This is a genomic window from Streptomyces nidicola (assembly GCF_050106155.1).
Lineage (GTDB): Bacteria > Actinomycetota > Actinomycetes > Streptomycetales > Streptomycetaceae > Streptomyces.
The window spans coordinates 6,262,385-6,278,942 of record NZ_JBNBPI010000001.1; the positions used below are offsets into that span (position 1 = coordinate 6,262,385).

Below are 16,558 nucleotides of genomic sequence, written 5' to 3' on the forward strand. Positions count from 1 at the left end.
TCGGCCCCCGTCGCCCTCGGTGCTCGGGCAGTGACGGGCAAAGCTGACAGATCGCTGTGGCATACATCACTGGCCAGCGGGGATCCTTGACAGGAGTTGCGGTGACACGGCCTGGAAAGTCACCGTTTCGGCGGTCTTGACGGCCGGGTACTTGCGCGATCCGTCGCGCACGTGTGGACTACGGCCAATGCTTCGCGCGTACGCGAGGCTGTAGACAACTTCGTAAACACGATCAGGAGGCAATCCGTGAGCGCGACCGCGGACCACGCGGAAACGAACCTTGCCGTAAGGCTTGGTTTCCAGACCGACCAGGTGGTCCAGGAGATCGGCTACGACGACGACGTCGATCAGGAGCTCCGAGAGACCATCGAGGCGGCCATCGGCTCCGAGCTCGTCGACGAGGACTACGACGACGTGGCTGACGCCGTGGTGCTCTGGTTCCGTGATGACGACGGGGACCTTACTGATGCGCTGGTGGACGCCATCGCTTACATGGAGGAGGGCGGGTCCATCCTGCTTCTGACGCCGAAGACCGGCCGCGACGGTTACGTCGAGGCCAGTGAGATCGGCGAGGCCGCCACCACGGCGGGCCTGACCGCGAGCAAGAGCGTCAGCGCGGGTAAGGACTGGACCGCAAGCCGTCTGGCCACACCGAAGGCAGCCGCCAAGAAGCGATAGCAGTCGCGGCGGAACGAGAAACCTCGTGAGGGCCCCCGCAGGTGCGCCACAGCGCCCGCGGGGGCCCTCACGCATGGCCGGACGCCCCCGCACCCACCTGCGCGGCGGCGCCCGAACGCGGCCAACTAGGCTGAAGCCACCCGAACAGCCCCACGGAAGGGAAGCTTCACCATGGCGATCGAGGCCGGCACCAAGGCTCCGGAGATCGAGCTCAAGAACCAGCACGGTGAGACCGTGAAGCTCTCGGACTACCGGGGCGAGAAGAACGTGGTGCTGCTCTTCTACCCGTTCGCCTTCACCGGGGTGTGCACCGGAGAACTGTGCGCGCTGCGTGACGAGTTGCCGAAGTTCGTCAACGACGACGTGCAGCTGCTCGCCGTATCGAACGACTCCCCGTTCTCGCTGCGCGTCTTCGCCGAGCAGGAGGGCCTGGAGTACCCGCTCCTGAGCGACTTCTGGCCGCACGGCGAGGCCTCGCGCGCGTACGGCGTCTTCGACGAGGAGAAGGGCTGCGCGGTGCGCGGCACGTTCATCATCGACAAGGAGGGCGTCGTCCGCTGGACCGTCGTCAACGGCCTGCCGGACGCGCGTGACCTGAACGAGTACGTCAAGGCCATCGACTCTCTCTAGAGCGAGCCACCGACGGACGACACCGTGCAGGATCCCTCGCCGGGGCGGGAACCCCTCACTAGGATCCAGACGTTGATCCGATACCAGAGCACTACGGGGGCTCCCCGCCCCTAGAGACCATAGGGAGGATTCGTGGGAGTCAGCCTCAGCAAGGGCGGCAACGTATCGCTGAGCAAGGAGGCCCCTGGCCTCACGGCCGTGGTCGTGGGCCTCGGGTGGGACGTCCGTACCACCACCGGTACGGACTTCGACCTCGATGCCAGCGCCATCCTGACGAACGCCGAGGGCAAGGTTCGCAACGACCAGGACTTCGTGTTCTTCAACAACCTGAAGAGCGCGGACGGATCGGTCGAGCACACCGGTGACAACACCACCGGTGAGGGCGAGGGCGACGACGAGCAGGTCAAGGTCGACCTCGCCTCGGTTCCGGCCGATGTCGACAAGATCGTGTTCCCGGTGTCGATCTACGACGCCGAGAACCGCCAGCAGTCCTTCGGCCAGGTGCGCAACGCGTTCATCCGCGTCGTGAACCAGGCGGGCGGCACCGAGATCGCCCGTTACGACCTCTCCGAGGACGCCTCCACCGAGACCGCGATGGTCTTCGGTGAGCTGTACCGCAACGGGGCGGAGTGGAAGTTCCGCGCTGTCGGCCAGGGCTACGCGTCGGGTCTGCGCGGCATCGCGCAGGACTTCGGCGTCAACGTCTGAGCCGAAGCACCGCAGCACGTTCATCCCGTCCGGCGCCGCACCTCCAGTGCGGCGCCGGACGCGCTCGACCACAGCACCACCACACCTCGGGGAGGACCACGATCATGGGCGTCACACTCGCCAAGGGAGGCAATGTCTCCCTCTCCAAGGCCGCACCGAACCTCACACAGATCCTGGTCGGGCTCGGATGGGACGCGCGCTCCACCACCGGAGCCGACTTCGATCTCGACGCGAGCGCCCTGCTCTGCAGCGGTGGCCGCGTCATGGGTGACGAGTGGTTCATCTTCTACAACCAGCTCAAGAGCCCCGACGGTTCGGTCGAGCACACGGGAGACAACCTCACCGGTGAGGGCGAGGGCGACGACGAGTCGGTCCTGGTCGACCTCTCGAAGGTCCCGGCCGGCTGCGACAAGATCATTTTCCCGGTCTCCATCCATGACGCGGACAACCGCAGCCAGACCTTCGGCCAGGTCAGCAACGCGTTCATCCGCGTCGTGAACCAGGCGGACGGCCAGGAGCTCGCCCGTTATGACCTCTCTGAGGACGCATCCACCGAAACTGCCATGATCTTTGGCGAGGTGTACCGATACGGAGGAGAGTGGAAGTTCCGGGCAGTCGGCCAGGGGTACGCGTCCGGGCTCCGGGGCATCGCTCTAGACTTCGGGGTCAACGTTTCCTAAAGCGTTCTCAAAGCCGTGCGCGGAGCGGGGGAGCCCCGTACAACCAGCACGGGGAAACCCGTACACATGATGGGGTAGCCAGTGGTTCTGAAAACCTTCGGCTGGTCGTTCGCGATCACCGTGCTCGGCTTGATCGCCGCGGTCTTCTACGACGGATGGGAGGCCTTCGGGGTCGTCCTGATCCTCGCGATCCTGGAGATCTCGCTGTCCTTCGACAACGCGGTGGTCAACGCCGGAATCCTGAAGAAGATGAGCGCCTTCTGGCAGAAGATCTTCCTCACGATCGGCGTGCTCATCGCCGTCTTCGGTATGCGGCTGGTCTTCCCTGTCGTGATCGTCGCCATCAGCGCCAAGCTGGGCCCGGTCGAGGCGGTCGACCTCGCGTTCAACCAGCCCGACCGCTACCAGCAGTTGGTCACGGACGCGCACCCGTCCATCGCCGCCTTCGGTGGCATGTTCCTGTTCATGATCTTCCTCGACTTCATCTTCGAGGAGCGCGACATCAAGTGGCTCGGCTGGCTGGAGCGCCCGCTCGCCAAGCTCGGCAAGGTCGACATGCTGTCGGTCTGCATCGCCCTGATCGTGCTGCTCATCGCCTCCATGACCGTCGCGGTCAACGCGCACCAGCACGGCGGCGCCCACGCGGACAAGCAGGCCACCGTGCTGCTCGCGGGTGTCGCGGGCCTCATCACGTACCTCGTCGTGAACGGTCTGTCGGGCTTCTTCGAGCACCGTCTCGAGGAAGAGGAGGAGCGTGAGCACGAGGCCGAGGAGCAGGCCAAGCGCGAGGGCAAGCCGCAGTCGGCGGTCGTGATGGCCGGCAAGGCCGCGTTCTTCATGTTCCTCTACCTCGAGGTCCTGGACGCGTCCTTCTCCTTCGACGGCGTGGTCGGCGCCTTCGCCATCACCAACGACATCGTGATGATGGCCCTCGGCCTCGGTATCGGTGCCATGTACGTCCGTTCGCTCACGGTCTACCTGGTCCGCCAGGGCACCCTGGACGACTACGTGTATCTGGAGCACGGCGCGCACTACGCGATCGGCGCGCTCGCCGTGATCCTTCTGGTCACCATCCAGTACCAGATCAGCGAGCTCATCACGGGCATGATCGGTGTCGTGCTGATCGCCTGGTCGTTCCTGTCCTCGGTGCGGCGCAACAAGCGGATCGCGGCCGAAGGCGGGGAGGCCGGGAGTTCGGACAAGGCCGAGGTGTCATCCGGAGTCTGACTCGCGGGTTTGCCCCCGGGGGCATTCCTGGAACGCTGTGAGCGGGGCGGTTGTACGAGGACAAGTCCTCAGCGGCCGCCCCGTCGGCATGGACGGCGGCACTTGGGGGCGGTATGTCCTTCTGGGACAGGCTATGGCGCGGGAACTCCGCACAGTTCGAGTTCGATTCGGGCAGCGCGGCGACCAACTCGATCGAACTCACCAAACGACATCCGGTCGTCTCGCTCTCCAAACAGGGCGCGGCCACCGGCAACCTGCGGGTCAACCTGTCGTGGCGGATGCGGACTTCGGACATCGGCGGTCCCAAGCGGAACAGCCTGCTGCGGCATCCGTTCAGCATGTTCAAACCCGATGTGGTGCAGGCCCATACCCAGTCGATGGTCAATGTGGACCTCGACCTCGGCTGCCTGTACGAGCTGAAGGACGGCACGAAGGGTGTCGTACAGCCGCTCGGCAGTTTCTTCGGGGCGCTCAACGAGGCGCCGTACGTGAAGCTCAGCGGTGACGACCGGTTCGGCTCGGCGTCCGGTGAGACGATCTACGTCAATCTCGATCACCGCGACTCCATCAAGCGCCTGCTGCTGTTCGTCTACATCTACGACCAGACGCCGGCGTTCGACCGTACGCACGCCCACGTGACGCTGTACCCGAGCAACGGCCCCCGGATCGAGATCAGCCTCGACGAGCGGGCACCGCAGGCCCGTTCGTGCGCCGTGGTCTCCATCGACAACGTGAAGGGCGACTTCGTCGTGCGCCGCGAAGTGCGCTTCGTGTACGGGTTCCAGGCCGAGCTCGACCGGCTGTACGGGTGGGGCCTGCAGTGGGGCCGGGGCTACAAGACCGTCACTGGGCGATGAACTGCGGCCCCTGCGGCGGCAGCTTGAAGGCCGGGTCGGGCCACGCCGACACCGGCTGCGGGTACCCGTACGCGGGCGCCTGCTGCTGGGTGGCGGCCGCGGGCGGATAGCCGTACGCGGGCGGCTGCTGGGGCGGCAGCGGGAACGACGTCGCCGGGACCGGCGCCGCCTCCGGCATCGGGCCGGGAGCCGCGAGGGGCGGCGCGGGCTCGGGAGCCGGGGCGGATGCGGCGGGACCGGGCACGGGTTCGGGCCCGTCGGCGGCAGTGGCAGTGGCAGCGGCATCGGGTTCGGCGGACTCGTCGACCGAGATGCCGAAGTCCGTGGCGAGGCCCACCAGGCCGTCGGAGTACCCCTCGCCGACCGCGCGCAGCCGCCAGCCTTCACCGCGCCGGTACAGCTCGCCACAGATCAGCGCGGTCTCCGCGCCGGTCTCTGGCTTGATGTCGAAGTACGCGATCGGCTCGGCGCCCTCGGCCCCGGCGTCGTAGAGGGACAGCCGCAGCGACCGCACGTTCTCGAACGGAGTGCCCTCCGGGTCCGTGGAGGCCGTCACGAGGATCCGGGTGATCTCCTCGGGAACGCCCGAGAGGTCCGCCTGGACGGTGTCCGTCATGCCGTCGGCGACGCGCTTCTGGCCGAGCCGCGAGACCTTCCCCGAGGGGTGGCGGGGCTGGTTGTAGAAGACGAAGTCCTCGTCGGAGCGGACCCGTCCGTCCGCGGTGAGCAGCAGCGCAGAGGCGTCGATGACCGGCACGCCCTGCCCCGAGGACCAGTGGAGCACGGCGCGCACCGCCGTGGCGTCGAACGGGACGTTCGCCCCCTTGAGCATCGCGTGCGTCATGCGGTCATCCTGCCTCCCCGCTCCTGGCCGGGACAACGCGGGGTGCAAAGATCGACATCTCTGTGCGCAGGCATCGCCCGCCGCGCGCGAGGCCGGAAAACAGCACACGACATGCGCCAGTTACCAGAACTTCATTACGCGCGGGAACCTTTGACACACCCTTGTACGTACTATTACCGGCCACATCATTTCGGGTGGACCGGCAGTACGGGGGAGTCTTATGCGTCATTTCGGGCACATCGCCCCTGAGGTGCGGGAGCGCCTGTTCCACGAGGAGCCGCGGGACTTCACCGCGGGCTCCCCGCCCCGCATGCTCGCGGCGGCACTCGGAGCGACGCTCTACAGTCCGGCCACCCGCCCCCGGCTCGCGGACGACGTACTCAAGCAGGCCGGACGCGGCGTCGTCTCCATGGTGCTGTGCCTGGAGGACTCGATACACGACGGTGAGGTGCCGGACGCCGAGGAGAACCTGGTGCGGCAGTTCGCCGAGCTCGCGGGCCGGGCCGCCGAGGGGGCCGAGCCGCCCCTGCTCTTCATCCGGGTACGGGCCCCGGAGCAGATCACCGATCTCGTGGCGCGGCTCGGCAGCTCCGTGGATCTGCTGTCCGGATTCGTGCTGCCCAAGTTCACCGAGGAGCGGGGCGTCCCGTTCCTGGAGGCCGTCACCGCCGCAGAGGCGGCCACCGGACGGCGGCTTTTCGCCATGCCGGTCCTGGAGTCGCCCGACCTGCTGCACCTGGAGACCCGCGGCGAGACCCTCGCCGGCATCGCCCGCACCGTCGACAAGTACCGCGACCGCGTCCTCGCGCTGCGCCTCGGCGTCACCGACTTCTGCTCGGCGTACGGGCTGCGCAGGCCTGCGGACATGACGGCGTACGACGTCCAGATCGTGGCCTCCGTCATCGGAGACGTGGTCAATGTGCTGGGCCGGGCGGACGGCACCGGGTTCACGGTGACCGGGCCCGTCTGGGAGTACTTCCGCCACCAGGAACGGATGTTCAAGCCGCAGCTGCGCCGCAGCCCCTTCCTGGAGGGGCGGGCCGACGACCTGCGGCAGGCGCTCATCCAGCACGACATCGACGGGCTGCTGCGCGAGATCGAACTGGACCGGGCCAACGGACTGCTCGGCAAGACCTGCATCCACCCCACACACGTGCTGCCCGTGCACGCGCTCTCCGTCGTCAGCCACGAGGAGTACAGCGACGCCCGCGACATACTGCGGCCCGAGCGGGGCGGTGGCGGTGTGCTCCGGTCCTCGTACACGAACAAGATGAACGAGGTGAAGCCGCACCGCGCGTGGGCCGAGCGGACGCTGCGGCGCGCGGAGGCGTTCGGGGTGGCGCGGGAGGACGTGGGGTTCGTGGAGCTGCTGACGGCCGGGTTGCCGGGATGAGTGACGAGGAGAGTCGGGCTTTCGGGGTGCGTGAATTCGAGGTGCGTGATTTCGGGGTGCGTGAGGCGAGAGGCAGCGGGAACGTGGTGTGGTCGGGGCAGTGGGTCGCCGAGCGGCTCGGGGTCGAGCTGACGGGTGACCGGGAGCTGCCCGGACTCCTCGGGCTCGCGCTGCGGCGCAACCCCAAGCGCGCACACCTCCTGGTGTCGAACGTGCTGGGCAAGCACGTTCCGCAGCGTCCATCGGTGGTGTGGGGCGCGGGGCGTGAACTCGGCGTCCGGGTAAGGGAACTGCTGGGCGACGAGGCGGCGCGGCGCGCGGTCGTCCTCGGCTACGCCGAGACGGCGACGGGACTCGGGCACTCGGTCGCCGACGGTCTGGCCCTCGCGACCTATCTGCACTCCACGCGCAGGCCCGTCGAGGGCGTGCCCCGCGCGGGCGGCTTCGAGGAGTCCCACTCGCACGCCACCTCGCACCTGCTGCTGCCCGAGGACCCGCACCTGCTCGCGGGGGACGGCCCGCTGGTCCTCGTCGACGACGAGTTCTCCACGGGGAACACGGTCCTGAACACCATCCGGGCGCTGCACGAACTGCACGCGCGCGAGCACTACGTCATCGTCGCGCTCGTCGACATGCGCTCGCCGGGCGACCAGGGGCGGCTCGAGGAGTTCGCGCGCGACATAGGGGCGCGCGTCGACCTGGTGGTCGCGGCGCGCGGCACGGTGCGGCTGCCGGACGGGGTGCTCGAGAAGGGGCAGGCGCTCGTCGCCGCGCACGAGGGCGGGCAGCTGCCCGCACCCCGCCGGGAGCGCGCCGAGCTGGTGCGCCTCGACGACCTCGGCTGGCCGCGGGGCCTGCCGGACGGCGGACGGCACGGGTTCACCCCTGAGCACCGGGAGCGCCTCGAAGCGGCACTGCCAGACATGGCCGCGCGCCTCGCGCCGCACCTCGGCGACGGACGCGTACTCGTCCTCGGCAACGAGGAGTTGATGTACGCGCCGCTGCGCCTCGCCACCGAGCTGGAGGCGGCGGGCGCCGATGTCGCGTACTCCACCACGACCCGTTCGCCCGTCCTCGCCGTCGACGACCCCGGCTACGCGATCCGCAGCCGCCTCGTCTTCCCGGCGCACGACGCGCCGGCCGACGGGCCGGGGGAGCGGTTCGCGTACAACGTCGCGGGGGGCGGCTTCGACACGGTCGTCGTCGTGCTCGACTCGGTGGGCGACACCGCCGAACTCGAAGGCCCCGGCGGGCTGTTGGAGCAGGTCGCCGCGCACGCGTCGCGGGTGGTCGTGGCCGTGGTGCCGTCATACGTTCCCCAGGAAAGGTCCTCCATGCCGTTGCCCGAGCCGCTGCGCGGTCCCGCGTTCTCCTCGTACGCGCCGGACGAGGTGGGGTGGCTGCTCCAGGACCTGTCGGACGTACAGCTGGAGGCGCCGACCGAGGAGCGCGAGGAGGCCATTCAGGGCGGGGGCGCGCACTACGCGGAGTCGCTGCCCGTCGAGTACCAACCCAGCGCGCAGTACCAGGAGTTGTTCCACGCCGCCCTGGATGCGTCGGCGGGGCGAATAGCGCACGCGGTGGGCGTGGTCACCGAGACGGTGCTCGCCGAGCGCTCGCCGCGGCCGGTCCTTGTGTCGCTCGCGCGCGCGGGGACGCCGGTGGGGGTGCTGATGCGGCGCTGGGCGCTGCGGCGGCACGGGCTCGAGCTGCCGCACTACGCGGTGTCGATCGTGCGCGGGCGGGGGATCGACGCGAACGCGCTGCGCTGGCTCGCCGCGCACCACGATCCGGCGGATGTGGTGTTCGTGGACGGGTGGACCGGCAAGGGTGCCATCACGCGGGAACTCGCGGCGGCGGTCGCCGAGTTCGAGGGCTTCGACCCGGAGATCGCCGTGCTCGCCGATCCGGGGTCGTGCGTGCGGACGTACGGGACGCGGGAGGACTTCCTCATACCCTCGGCCTGCCTCAACTCCACGGTGTCCGGGCTGATCTCGCGGACGGTGCTGCGGTCCGACCTGGTCGGGCCCGACGACTTCCACGGGGCGAAGTTCTACTCCGAGCTGGCCGGTTCGGATGTCTCCGGGCGGTTCCTCGACGCGGTGGAGGAGCGGTTCGCGGAGGTCGCCGACGCGGTCGACGCGCAGGTCAAGGAGTTGCAGGGGGCGGACCGGGCCCCCACCTGGGAAGGGTGGGCGGCCGTCGAGCGGATCAGCGAGGAGTACGGGATCCACGATGTGAACCTGGTGAAGCCCGGGGTCGGCGAGACGACGCGGGTGCTGTTGCGGCGGGTGCCGTGGAAGATCCTGGCGCGGGCGGACGCGGGGGCGGACCTCGACCATGTGCGGTTGCTGGCGGAGCAGCGGGGGGTTCCGGTCGAGGTGGTCGGCGAACTCCCTTACACCTGCGTCGGGTTGATCCATCCGAAGTTCACGCGCGGGGCGACGGGGACGGACGGCAAGGCGGTGGCGGCCAAGTGACCACGCCCGTTGTCGTCGCGAGTGACCTCGACCGTACGCTCATCTACTCCGCCGGGGCGCTCGGGCTGACGATGCCCGATGCGGAGGCGCCGCGGTTGCTGTGCGTCGAGGTGTACGAGGGCAGACCCTTGTCGTACGTCACTGAGGACGCCGCCGAGATGCTGGTCGAGCTGGGGCGGCGGGCGGTGTTCGTGCCCACGACCACGCGGACGCGGGAGCAGTATGCGCGGGTGCGGTTGCCGGGGGCGGCGCCGGCGTATGCGATCTGTGCGAACGGTGGGCACCTGTTGGTCGACGGGGTGTCGGACCCGGAGTGGCGGCGGGCGGTCGGGGAGCGGCTCGACTCGGAGTGTGCGCCGCTCGGGGAGGTGCGGGAGCGGATGGTTGCCGCGGCGGATCCGGCGTGGCTGCTGAAGGAGCGGGTCGCGGAGGAGCTGTTCGCGTACCTGGTGGTCGACCGGGCGGCGCTGCCGGAGGGGTGGGTCAAGGAGCTCGGGGAGTGGGCCGACGGGGTCGGGTGGGGTGTGTCGCTTCAGGGGCGGAAGGTGTATGCCGTGCCGAAGCCGTTGACCAAGGGGGCGGCGGTTGCGGAGGTTGCGCGGAGGGTTGGGGCGGGGTTGACGTTGGGGGCGGGGGATTCATTGCTCGACGCGGATTTGCTCCGCGTGGTGGATCGGGGGTGGCGGCCTGGGCACGGTGAGCTGGCGGATGTGGGTTGGGTGTCGCCCGGGGTGACGGTGCTGGCTGAGCGGGGGGTTGTTGCGGGGGAGGCGGTGTTGCGGGGGTTCCTCGGGGCGCTGTGAGGGGCGCGCGGCGCCGGGCTTGCGGGGCTGCGCCGGGGTCGGCGTCCGTCGTCATGGGTGTGCTGCACCGGGGTTTTTGAGCTGTGCCGGGGTGGGCGCTTTCGTGATGCGCGGCCTGCACCGGGGTGCCGCCTTGCCCACCCTGCCGCCCAAGGCGGCAGATTGCCCAAGGCGCGTGCGGCCGACCGCGGCGGGTGGGGAGTCGGGGTTGGCGGCGGATTGCCCAAGGCGGGCGGCGTCGACCGTCAGGGTGGGGAGCCGTGGTGGGCAGCGGATTGCCCAGGGCGGGTGCGGTCGACCGCGGCGGGTGGGGAGTCGGGTTGGTGGCGGATTGCCTGAGGCGGGGCGGCGGCGACCGCAGCGGGGGCAGGCGGTGCCGTGGCATTTAAGCCCCTCCGGCGATTGAGGAGCGGGGTATGGGGCAGCGCCCCAGCCTTTCAAGCCGCAGGCGGGGTCAGCCGCAGCAATCGCCTTTTCAGGCCGCAGGCGGGGTCAGCCGCAGCAGCCGCCACTTCAGGCCGCAGGCGGGGTCAGCCGCAGCAGCCGCCGCCGCAGCATCCGCCGCCCCCGCCCGCCCCGGCGGGTGGGGCGGAAGCCGTGCCGGCCACCGAGACCGTCGAGAGGAGCTTGACCGTGTCCGCGTGGCCCTCCGGGCAGGGGGCCGGGGACGCGGACTCGGACATTGGGCGGGACAGTTCGAATGTCGTGGTGCAGCTGCGGCACCGGTACTCGTAGCGTGGCATGCGCCAAGAGTAGGTCAGGCCCCGTCAGTTGGGGTGTGCCTGGCCTGCCAGTACGGGTTGTCGTGGGGGAGCGTTCCGCTGACCCTGCCGTACATGCCGAAGCACATCAGCAGCACGCCGACGACAAAGCTGAACAGCACGTTCTGGATGCGGAACGCCAGGAAGTTGAAGCCGGTGTCCAGCAGGGCCAGGTTCACGAAGCCGCTGAGGATGAACAGGATGCCCAGCGTCATGTTGAGCGTCGACGCGAAGTTGCCGCCGATCACCATGCCGACGAAGAGCAGCAGGCCGACGCAGATGGACAGGACGCTCAGCGCGCCGTTCGTGCTGAGGCCCGCGACGGTGTCCCCGCGGGTGTCGAAGAAGCCGATCTTGTCGATGAGCCCGAGGATCCCGAAGGCCAGCAGAACCAGCCCCATCAGGCCCGCTCCCGTGCGGTACACCTTGCTGAGCCGGTGATCGAGCGGCAGATGCTCGTCGAGCGTGACATGGCGTCGGGCACGGGGACCGGGGTGGAGTACGTGCGTGGACATGATCGCCTCGCCTCCTGGCACGTGGCACATGTGCGCCTGACGTACGCGTGACGTATGTACGTACCTCAAGGGTCCGCCCGTCGCCCGGCGAACGCCAACCTCAGACGCCGCCGCCCCGGTCCTCCCGGATCTGCGTGACCACACGGGCCACCGTCCGCCGCACGCCCTCCGTCTCGGTCAGGAAGTGCCAGTAGTCGGGGTGGCGGCCCTCGAGGCCCGCGACGGCGCGGTCCAGGCGGGCCACGGACTCGTCGAGGGGACGGGCGTGCCGCGGGTCCGGCGTGGAGCGGCCCGCCATCGCGAGGCGCTGCGCGTCCCGGATCGCGAACCGGGTGCGGTCGATCTCCGCCCGCGGATCCTTCGCCACCGCGTTCAGCCGCTGCAGGCGGTCGGAGGCCGCCGACACCGACTCGTCCGTCGCGTTCAGCAACGCCCGCACCGTGGACAGCAGCGCCGTCGCGTTCGGCCAGTCCTGGCTCTCGCGGGCCGAACGCGCCTCGGCGAGCTTGGACTCGGCCTGCCGCACGTTCTCCGCGGCCGTGTCCGGCACGGACTGCAGGTCCTGCCAGCACGCGACGGTGAACCGGCGCCGCAGCTCGCTGAGCACCGGCTCGACCTGCCCCGCCCGCGTCTGGAGCGCCTGCGCGCGGGTCCGCAGCGAGACGAGCCTGCGGTCGATCTCGGACGCCCGCTCGGGCAGCCGCTCGGCCTCCGCCCGTACGCTCTCGGCATCCCGCGCGACCCGCTCCGCCCGCTCCAGCGTCTCCGGTACGCCGTGCTGCCCCGCCCCCTGGTTCAGCCTGGTCAGCTCGGGGCCGAGCGCGGCGAGCCGGGCCGCCAGATCGTCGGCCTTCAGGCCCGCCTGCCGTACGGAGTCGAGCGCGGTCGTCGCCGCCAGCAGGGACTGCCGGGCGCGCTCCACGGACGGGGCGAGCCGCGCGAGCTGTGTCTCCGCCTTGCCGAGCAGCGGTCCGATGCCCTGCGCGAAGCGGTCCAGATCCTGCTTGACCTGCGTCAACTGCTGCTTCGCCTGCGTCAGTTGGGAATGGGCGCGGGAGGCGGCGGACGCCTCCAGGTCGTCCCGGTCCAGGTCGTGCGCGTCGACCGCGGTGATGTACTGCCCGCTGACCTCGTCGATACGGCGGCCGAGCGCCGCGAAGTCGTCGACGGCGCGGCGGCCCGCCGGCGAGTCGTCGACCGCGGTGATCGTCTCTATCGAGATCCGCAGGTCGCGCTGGGCGGTGTCCAGCTCGTAGAAGGCGGCGGCCGCATCGTCCTTGGCTGCCTGCGCCTGCGCGCGCTGCGACTCGGCGCGGCCCCCGAACCACCGCCGGGTGCCCCCGGCGTTGAACGCGCCCGTGAGCGTGGCCGCGAGGAGGGGGAGGGGCAGGAGGGTGAGGGTGGCGAAGTCCCGGAGCGGGCCGGAGCGGCGGCGGTCCCCGCGAGGGCGTGGATCACGGTCGGGGGACGACGGATGCTGTCGCATGGATGTCGTCGTCGCCGTCACAAACCTCTCCTGTGCTGCCCGTACGGTTCTTAACCGGTGTCCATTCTCCCACCGGTTGAGAACGAATACACGGGCCGGTTAGTTCGCGGTTCGGACCGTGACTTTCCCGTCCTGGGTGCGGGCGGAGACCCGGTGGTCACTGTGGGTGTCGCGCGGGACGGAGACATCGACGGCGCCGTCCTGCGTGTCGGTGGTGACGTCGTACGTGGCGGAGCCGGGCAGCCCGAGGGTCAGGCTGCCGTCCTGGGTGGTCGCCTCGACGCGGGCGGGGGCCGTGCGCAGGTCGATCCGTGCGCTGCCGTCCTCGCTGTCGACGGTGACCCGGCGGGCGTCGATGCCGGAGGCGCGCAGGGAGCCGTCCTTGCTGTGCAGGCGCAGCGGGCCCGAGGCGTTCTCGACGTGGACCGAGCCGTCGCTCGTCGTGATGTCGAGCCCGTTCCTGAAGTCACGGGCGTGGACGCTGCCGTCGTCGTTGCGGACCGCCACGGCGATGCCGCGCGGCACCTCGACGCGGTGCCGGACCGAGCAGTCGGCGATCAGGCCGTTGCAGTGCAGGCGCAGGGTGAGCCGGTCCTCGTCGGACTGCCATTTCCACGTCACCTTCGGCGAGGAGCCGACCACGGTGGAGCCCTGGAACCACCGGGTGACCTTCACCTGGTCGCCGTCGCCGGGGACCAGGTCGAGCTTCGAGTCGTCCGAGTCGACCGTGAGCGTCCTGCTGTGCAGGGCGAAGGAACGGTGCTGGGGCTTCTCGTCGTCGGAGGAGTCGGCCCCGCACGCGGTCGCGATCGTCGCGACGGCGACCGCGGCTCCGGCGGCGGCCAGGACGCGGACGGTGCGAGGCGAGCGGACGGACATGGTGAACTCCCCCTGTGGAAGCCGGTGTTGGGGCACCGGCCAGGTGGCCGGCACTCATGAACGTACGGGGGTGAGGGCCGCCTCCGGGATGTGGACGGCCACCGGATTCCGAGGGGGGTTAACCCCCGCAGGCGTCGCGGCCGGCACGGGATTGCGGAGCACCGGCACCGGCAAGGTAGTCTGTCCATTCGTCCTGGCCACGCGCCGGGATCACGGGCGCGTAGCTCAGGGGTAGAGCGTCTGCCTTACAAGCAGAATGTCGGCGGTTCGAAACCGTCCGCGCCCACCGTGAAGCGCGATGAACGAAGGCCCTCAGGCGATCAAGCCCGGGGGCTTTCGTCGTTCCTGGAACCTTGGCCGTTCCCGGGGTCTTCGCGCGCGGGCTCGTCGTGCACGTGCTTGAGGCGTGCGCGGGCCCGTACCGCGTCGCCGCCCGTCAGCTCGGACCAGTACCGATGGCACGTCACGAAGACGGCCAGTTCCAGCTCGCGCCTGCGGAGTTTCTCCACCTCCGCCTGATCGTCCTCGCTCCAGCCGGGCGAGGCCGCGCGCTCCATCTTGCGCCAGCCCTGCGTGTCTATGACCGCGTCATGGGGCTCGACCGACCAGGGGAGCCGCTTGAGCAGGGCCAGGAGCTCGGCCCTGATCTGATGCAGCTCTGCCTGGCCGGCGAGAAGGTCGCCGGGAAAGTCGAAGTCGGAGTCATCGGTCGCTGCCACCCGGCAATGGTACGTCTGTTCGAATTCAGGGTGCGAGCAACTTCGGGTACTTCATCGGGTGGTTCACGCGAACGTGTGGTCGATCGGGTGCCCGGCCGTTGCACGATCGCCGGGTGCGGGGCGCTCCGCGGCGGCAGACTGGAGGCATGTGCCGCAGCATCAAGACCCTTCGCCCGCCAGCGCTCCCCGAAGAGGCCACCGGGGACGAGATCAGGGCCGCCGCCCTCCAGTACGTACGGAAGGTGTCCGGCTTCCGGGCGCCGGCCGCGCACAATCGCGAGGTGTTCGAACGGGCGGTGGACGACATCGCCCGCGCGACCGCCGAACTGCTCGACGGCCTCGAGGTGCGCGGGACCGCGCACGCGAAGAAGCCGGAGGAGGCGGCTCGGGCCTCTTGAGCCGAAGGCGGAGCGGAGCGGCTCAGGCCTCCTGAGCCGCCGGTACCGGCCTGCGCATCACATACGCCGCCACCGCGCCCGCGCCCACCAGGGCGAGGACCGAGACGACGGTGGAGAGCCAGCTCGCGCCGAGCCACTGCGCGCCGAAGTAACCGAGCGCCACGCTGTACGCGGCCCAGGCCACGCCCGCGGCTGCCGACCACGGCAGGAACTCGCGGACCCGGCGGTGCGCCGTGCCGGCCGCGAAGGAGACGACCGAGCGGCCCGCGGGCGCGAACCGGGCGATGATCACGAGCAGTCCGCCGCTGGAGCGCGCGAGCGCCCCGCCGAGACGTTCCTGCGCGGTGCTCAGGCGGCGGGAGCGGGCGAGGGCGCGGTCCAGGCGTTCGCCGCCGCGCCAGGCGATCCGGTAGGCGACCAGGTCGCCGAGGACCGAGGCCGTCGCGGCGCAGAGCGTGAGGGCGAGCAGGTCCGGGAGGTTGGGGTGCGGCACGCCGCCGGTGGCGGCCGCGCCGCCCGCGGTCGCGGTGGCGGCGGCGATCACGAGGAAACCACTGGGCAGCACGGGCACGAACACGTCGAAGACGACGGAGAGCGCCACGATCGCGTAGATCCACGAGCTGTCGGCCAGTGACCCCAGGACACCTTGCAGCACTGTTCGCCTACTCCCGTACGGACCGTTCCGGTGCTTTCCGGCCGTTCCCTCCCGACAGGAGCGGCTGACATGACAGCTCTACAGCGTACGCCCCGGAAGTGGCTGAAGTGGCGAAAGGGGCACAGTTGTTCCCGATCTCACGTTCCCGCGTGTTCCTGCCGTGATGGGTCGGTCACGTCCCGTACCAAAAAGTCGGTACAGGACGGGTCTGGTGACCCCAAGTGATCGGAGGAAACGGAAATGAAGGCGAAAATCGTGACAGGTGTCCTGGCGGCGGCCGCGCTCGCGGTGACCACCGGCACCGCGAGCGCGACGACGAGTTACTGGGTGCGGATGGCGGGCCACTTCTCGCCGCCCAACGCGTTCGTCGCGTCCTCGGCGCTCACGTACGACAAGGCCCTCGTGCCGCCGGGGTCGTCGATCGAGGTGTCGCAGCACGGGACCGACTCGACCGGCATGACGGTGAGCATGCGGGTGAGAGGGCTCGTCCCGGGCCACAAGTACGGCGCGCACGTGCACCAGAAGTCGTGCGGCGCCGACCCCGAGGCGGCGGGCGGGCACTACCAGAACGTGGTGGACCCGAAGCGGGTGACCGCGGAGAACGAGCTCTGGCTCGACTTCACCGCCGACGCGAAGGGCAACGGCAGCGCGAAGGTGCACAAGTCGTGGGGGCTGCGGCACGGCGGCGCGGGCTCCATCGTGATCCACGACAAGCCGGGCGCGTCGGGGGACCGGGTGGCGTGCCTCTCGGTGCCGTTCACCTCGGTCTCCTGAGGCCGTACGGGTAGGTGCGCGTAAGGCGGCGGCCCGCCCTTCACGAGTTCACGTGGAGGGCGGGCCGCCGC

The 16,558-nt window shown here is 70.1% G+C and carries 18 protein-coding genes and 1 tRNA gene; 12 read left to right on the plus strand and 7 right to left on the minus strand.

The window, feature by feature from the left end:
• Positions 1-246: 246 nt before the first annotated feature.
• The 6 genes from ACOKM3_RS28240 to ACOKM3_RS28265 all read left to right on the plus strand — a co-directional run bounded on the left by ACOKM3_RS28240 (position 247) and on the right by ACOKM3_RS28265 (position 4,780).
• Entirely contained in the window at positions 247-678 is a 432-nt protein-coding gene (locus tag ACOKM3_RS28240) for a DUF3052 domain-containing protein (RefSeq protein WP_266720038.1), read from the plus strand.
• A 171-nt stretch (positions 679-849) separates the two neighbouring features.
• A complete protein-coding gene (locus ACOKM3_RS28245; RefSeq protein ID WP_426903831.1) occupies positions 850-1,308 on the plus strand; it encodes a peroxiredoxin in 459 nt (152 codons plus the stop codon).
• Between the two features lie 132 nt (positions 1,309-1,440).
• The gene (locus ACOKM3_RS28250; protein ID WP_399233230.1) at positions 1,441-2,016 is read left to right on the plus strand and encodes a TerD family protein; all 576 of its coding nucleotides are present in this window, start codon (positions 1,441-1,443) and stop codon (positions 2,014-2,016) included.
• 104 nt (positions 2,017-2,120) lie between these two features.
• On the plus strand, positions 2,121-2,696 hold the full coding sequence (locus tag ACOKM3_RS28255) for a TerD family protein (protein ID WP_403855435.1): 576 nt from the start codon (positions 2,121-2,123) through the stop codon (positions 2,694-2,696).
• A gap of 81 nt (positions 2,697-2,777) precedes the next feature.
• Complete coding sequence (locus ACOKM3_RS28260; protein WP_426903832.1) at positions 2,778-3,923, plus strand: DUF475 domain-containing protein; 1,146 nt, start codon at positions 2,778-2,780, stop codon at positions 3,921-3,923.
• Between the two features lie 113 nt (positions 3,924-4,036).
• Entirely contained in the window at positions 4,037-4,780 is a 744-nt protein-coding gene (locus ACOKM3_RS28265; RefSeq protein ID WP_426903833.1) for a TerD family protein, read from the plus strand.
• On the opposite strand, the gene ACOKM3_RS28270 is transcribed toward ACOKM3_RS28265, so the two are convergent.
• Entirely contained in the window at positions 4,767-5,624 is an 858-nt protein-coding gene (locus tag ACOKM3_RS28270; RefSeq protein ID WP_426903834.1) for a TerD family protein, read from the minus strand. The two genes, ACOKM3_RS28265 and ACOKM3_RS28270, sit on opposite strands and share 14 nt — an antisense overlap.
• A 220-nt stretch (positions 5,625-5,844) precedes the next feature.
• On the opposite strand from ACOKM3_RS28270, the gene ACOKM3_RS28275 reads away from it, so the two are divergent.
• The 3 genes from ACOKM3_RS28275 (at position 5,845) to ACOKM3_RS28285 (ending at position 10,300) form a co-directional block, all read left to right on the plus strand.
• Positions 5,845-7,017 (plus strand): HpcH/HpaI aldolase/citrate lyase family protein, encoded by a 1,173-nt coding sequence (locus ACOKM3_RS28275; RefSeq protein WP_426903835.1) that lies wholly within the window; start codon positions 5,845-5,847, stop codon positions 7,015-7,017.
• Between the two features lie 83 nt (positions 7,018-7,100).
• Positions 7,101-9,497: a phosphoribosyltransferase gene (locus ACOKM3_RS28280; RefSeq protein WP_426906916.1), complete on the plus strand. Its 2,397-nt coding sequence runs from the start codon at positions 7,101-7,103 to the stop codon at positions 9,495-9,497.
• A complete protein-coding gene (locus ACOKM3_RS28285; protein ID WP_426903836.1) occupies positions 9,494-10,300 on the plus strand; it encodes an HAD family hydrolase in 807 nt (268 codons plus the stop codon). Before ACOKM3_RS28280 ends, ACOKM3_RS28285 begins: the two co-directional genes overlap by 4 nt.
• Positions 10,301-10,830: 530 nt before the next feature.
• Here ACOKM3_RS28285 and ACOKM3_RS28290 read toward each other — a convergent pair.
• From ACOKM3_RS28290 to ACOKM3_RS28305, 4 genes are all read right to left on the minus strand, one after another.
• Entirely contained in the window at positions 10,831-11,043 is a 213-nt protein-coding gene (locus ACOKM3_RS28290; RefSeq protein WP_426903837.1) for an FmdB family zinc ribbon protein, read from the minus strand.
• Positions 11,044-11,057: 14 nt separating this feature from the next.
• Positions 11,058-11,576, minus strand: coding sequence for a DUF4383 domain-containing protein (locus ACOKM3_RS28295; protein ID WP_426903838.1), 519 nt, complete (start codon positions 11,574-11,576; stop codon positions 11,058-11,060).
• A gap of 100 nt (positions 11,577-11,676) precedes the next feature.
• Positions 11,677-13,062, minus strand: a complete 1,386-nt coding sequence (locus tag ACOKM3_RS28300; RefSeq protein WP_426903839.1) for a hypothetical protein — start codon at positions 13,060-13,062, stop codon at positions 11,677-11,679.
• Positions 13,063-13,161: 99 nt separating this feature from the next.
• Positions 13,162-13,941, minus strand: coding sequence for a DUF4097 family beta strand repeat-containing protein (locus ACOKM3_RS28305; protein WP_426903840.1), 780 nt, complete (start codon positions 13,939-13,941; stop codon positions 13,162-13,164).
• Positions 13,942-14,155: 214 nt separating this feature from the next.
• On the opposite strand from ACOKM3_RS28305, the gene ACOKM3_RS28310 reads away from it, so the two are divergent.
• Positions 14,156-14,227, plus strand: a tRNA-Val gene (locus ACOKM3_RS28310).
• 34 nt (positions 14,228-14,261) lie between these two features.
• On the opposite strand, the gene ACOKM3_RS28315 is transcribed toward ACOKM3_RS28310, so the two are convergent.
• Complete coding sequence (locus tag ACOKM3_RS28315) at positions 14,262-14,660, minus strand: hypothetical protein (RefSeq protein WP_426903841.1); 399 nt, start codon at positions 14,658-14,660, stop codon at positions 14,262-14,264.
• A 146-nt stretch (positions 14,661-14,806) separates the two neighbouring features.
• On the opposite strand from ACOKM3_RS28315, the gene ACOKM3_RS28320 reads away from it, so the two are divergent.
• Entirely contained in the window at positions 14,807-15,058 is a 252-nt protein-coding gene (locus ACOKM3_RS28320; protein WP_426903842.1) for a DUF2277 domain-containing protein, read from the plus strand.
• Between the two features lie 22 nt (positions 15,059-15,080).
• Here the strand turns inward: ACOKM3_RS28320 and ACOKM3_RS28325 are convergent, their stop codons facing one another.
• Positions 15,081-15,713 (minus strand): DedA family protein, encoded by a 633-nt coding sequence (locus ACOKM3_RS28325; RefSeq protein ID WP_426903843.1) that lies wholly within the window; start codon positions 15,711-15,713, stop codon positions 15,081-15,083.
• Positions 15,714-15,953: 240 nt separating this feature from the next.
• Between ACOKM3_RS28325 and ACOKM3_RS28330 the strand changes: the two genes are divergently transcribed.
• Positions 15,954-16,487 (plus strand): superoxide dismutase family protein, encoded by a 534-nt coding sequence (locus ACOKM3_RS28330; protein WP_426903844.1) that lies wholly within the window; start codon positions 15,954-15,956, stop codon positions 16,485-16,487.
• The last annotated feature ends 71 nt before the right edge of the window (positions 16,488-16,558 follow it).

Bases quoted from the DNA above. Each gene is read 5' to 3' on its own strand.
- ACOKM3_RS28245 (WP_426903831.1), top strand. From the start codon at position 850: ATGGCGATCGAGGCCGGCACCAAGGCTCCGGAGATCGAGCTCAAGAAC.
- ACOKM3_RS28255 (WP_403855435.1), top strand. From the start codon at position 2,121: ATGGGCGTCACACTCGCCAAGGGAGGCAATGTCTCCCTCTCCAAGGCC.
- ACOKM3_RS28265 (WP_426903833.1), top strand. From the start codon at position 4,037: ATGTCCTTCTGGGACAGGCTATGGCGCGGGAACTCCGCACAGTTCGAG.
- ACOKM3_RS28270 (WP_426903834.1), bottom strand. From the start codon at position 5,624: ATGACGCACGCGATGCTCAAGGGGGCGAACGTCCCGTTCGACGCCACG.
- ACOKM3_RS28275 (WP_426903835.1), top strand. From the start codon at position 5,845: ATGCGTCATTTCGGGCACATCGCCCCTGAGGTGCGGGAGCGCCTGTTC.
- ACOKM3_RS28290 (WP_426903837.1), bottom strand. From the start codon at position 11,043: ATGCCACGCTACGAGTACCGGTGCCGCAGCTGCACCACGACATTCGAA.
- ACOKM3_RS28295 (WP_426903838.1), bottom strand. From the start codon at position 11,576: ATGTCCACGCACGTACTCCACCCCGGTCCCCGTGCCCGACGCCATGTC.
- ACOKM3_RS28300 (WP_426903839.1), bottom strand. From the start codon at position 13,062: ATGCGACAGCATCCGTCGTCCCCCGACCGTGATCCACGCCCTCGCGGG.
- ACOKM3_RS28305 (WP_426903840.1), bottom strand. From the start codon at position 13,941: ATGTCCGTCCGCTCGCCTCGCACCGTCCGCGTCCTGGCCGCCGCCGGA.
- ACOKM3_RS28320 (WP_426903842.1), top strand. From the start codon at position 14,807: ATGTGCCGCAGCATCAAGACCCTTCGCCCGCCAGCGCTCCCCGAAGAG.
- ACOKM3_RS28330 (WP_426903844.1), top strand. From the start codon at position 15,954: ATGAAGGCGAAAATCGTGACAGGTGTCCTGGCGGCGGCCGCGCTCGCG.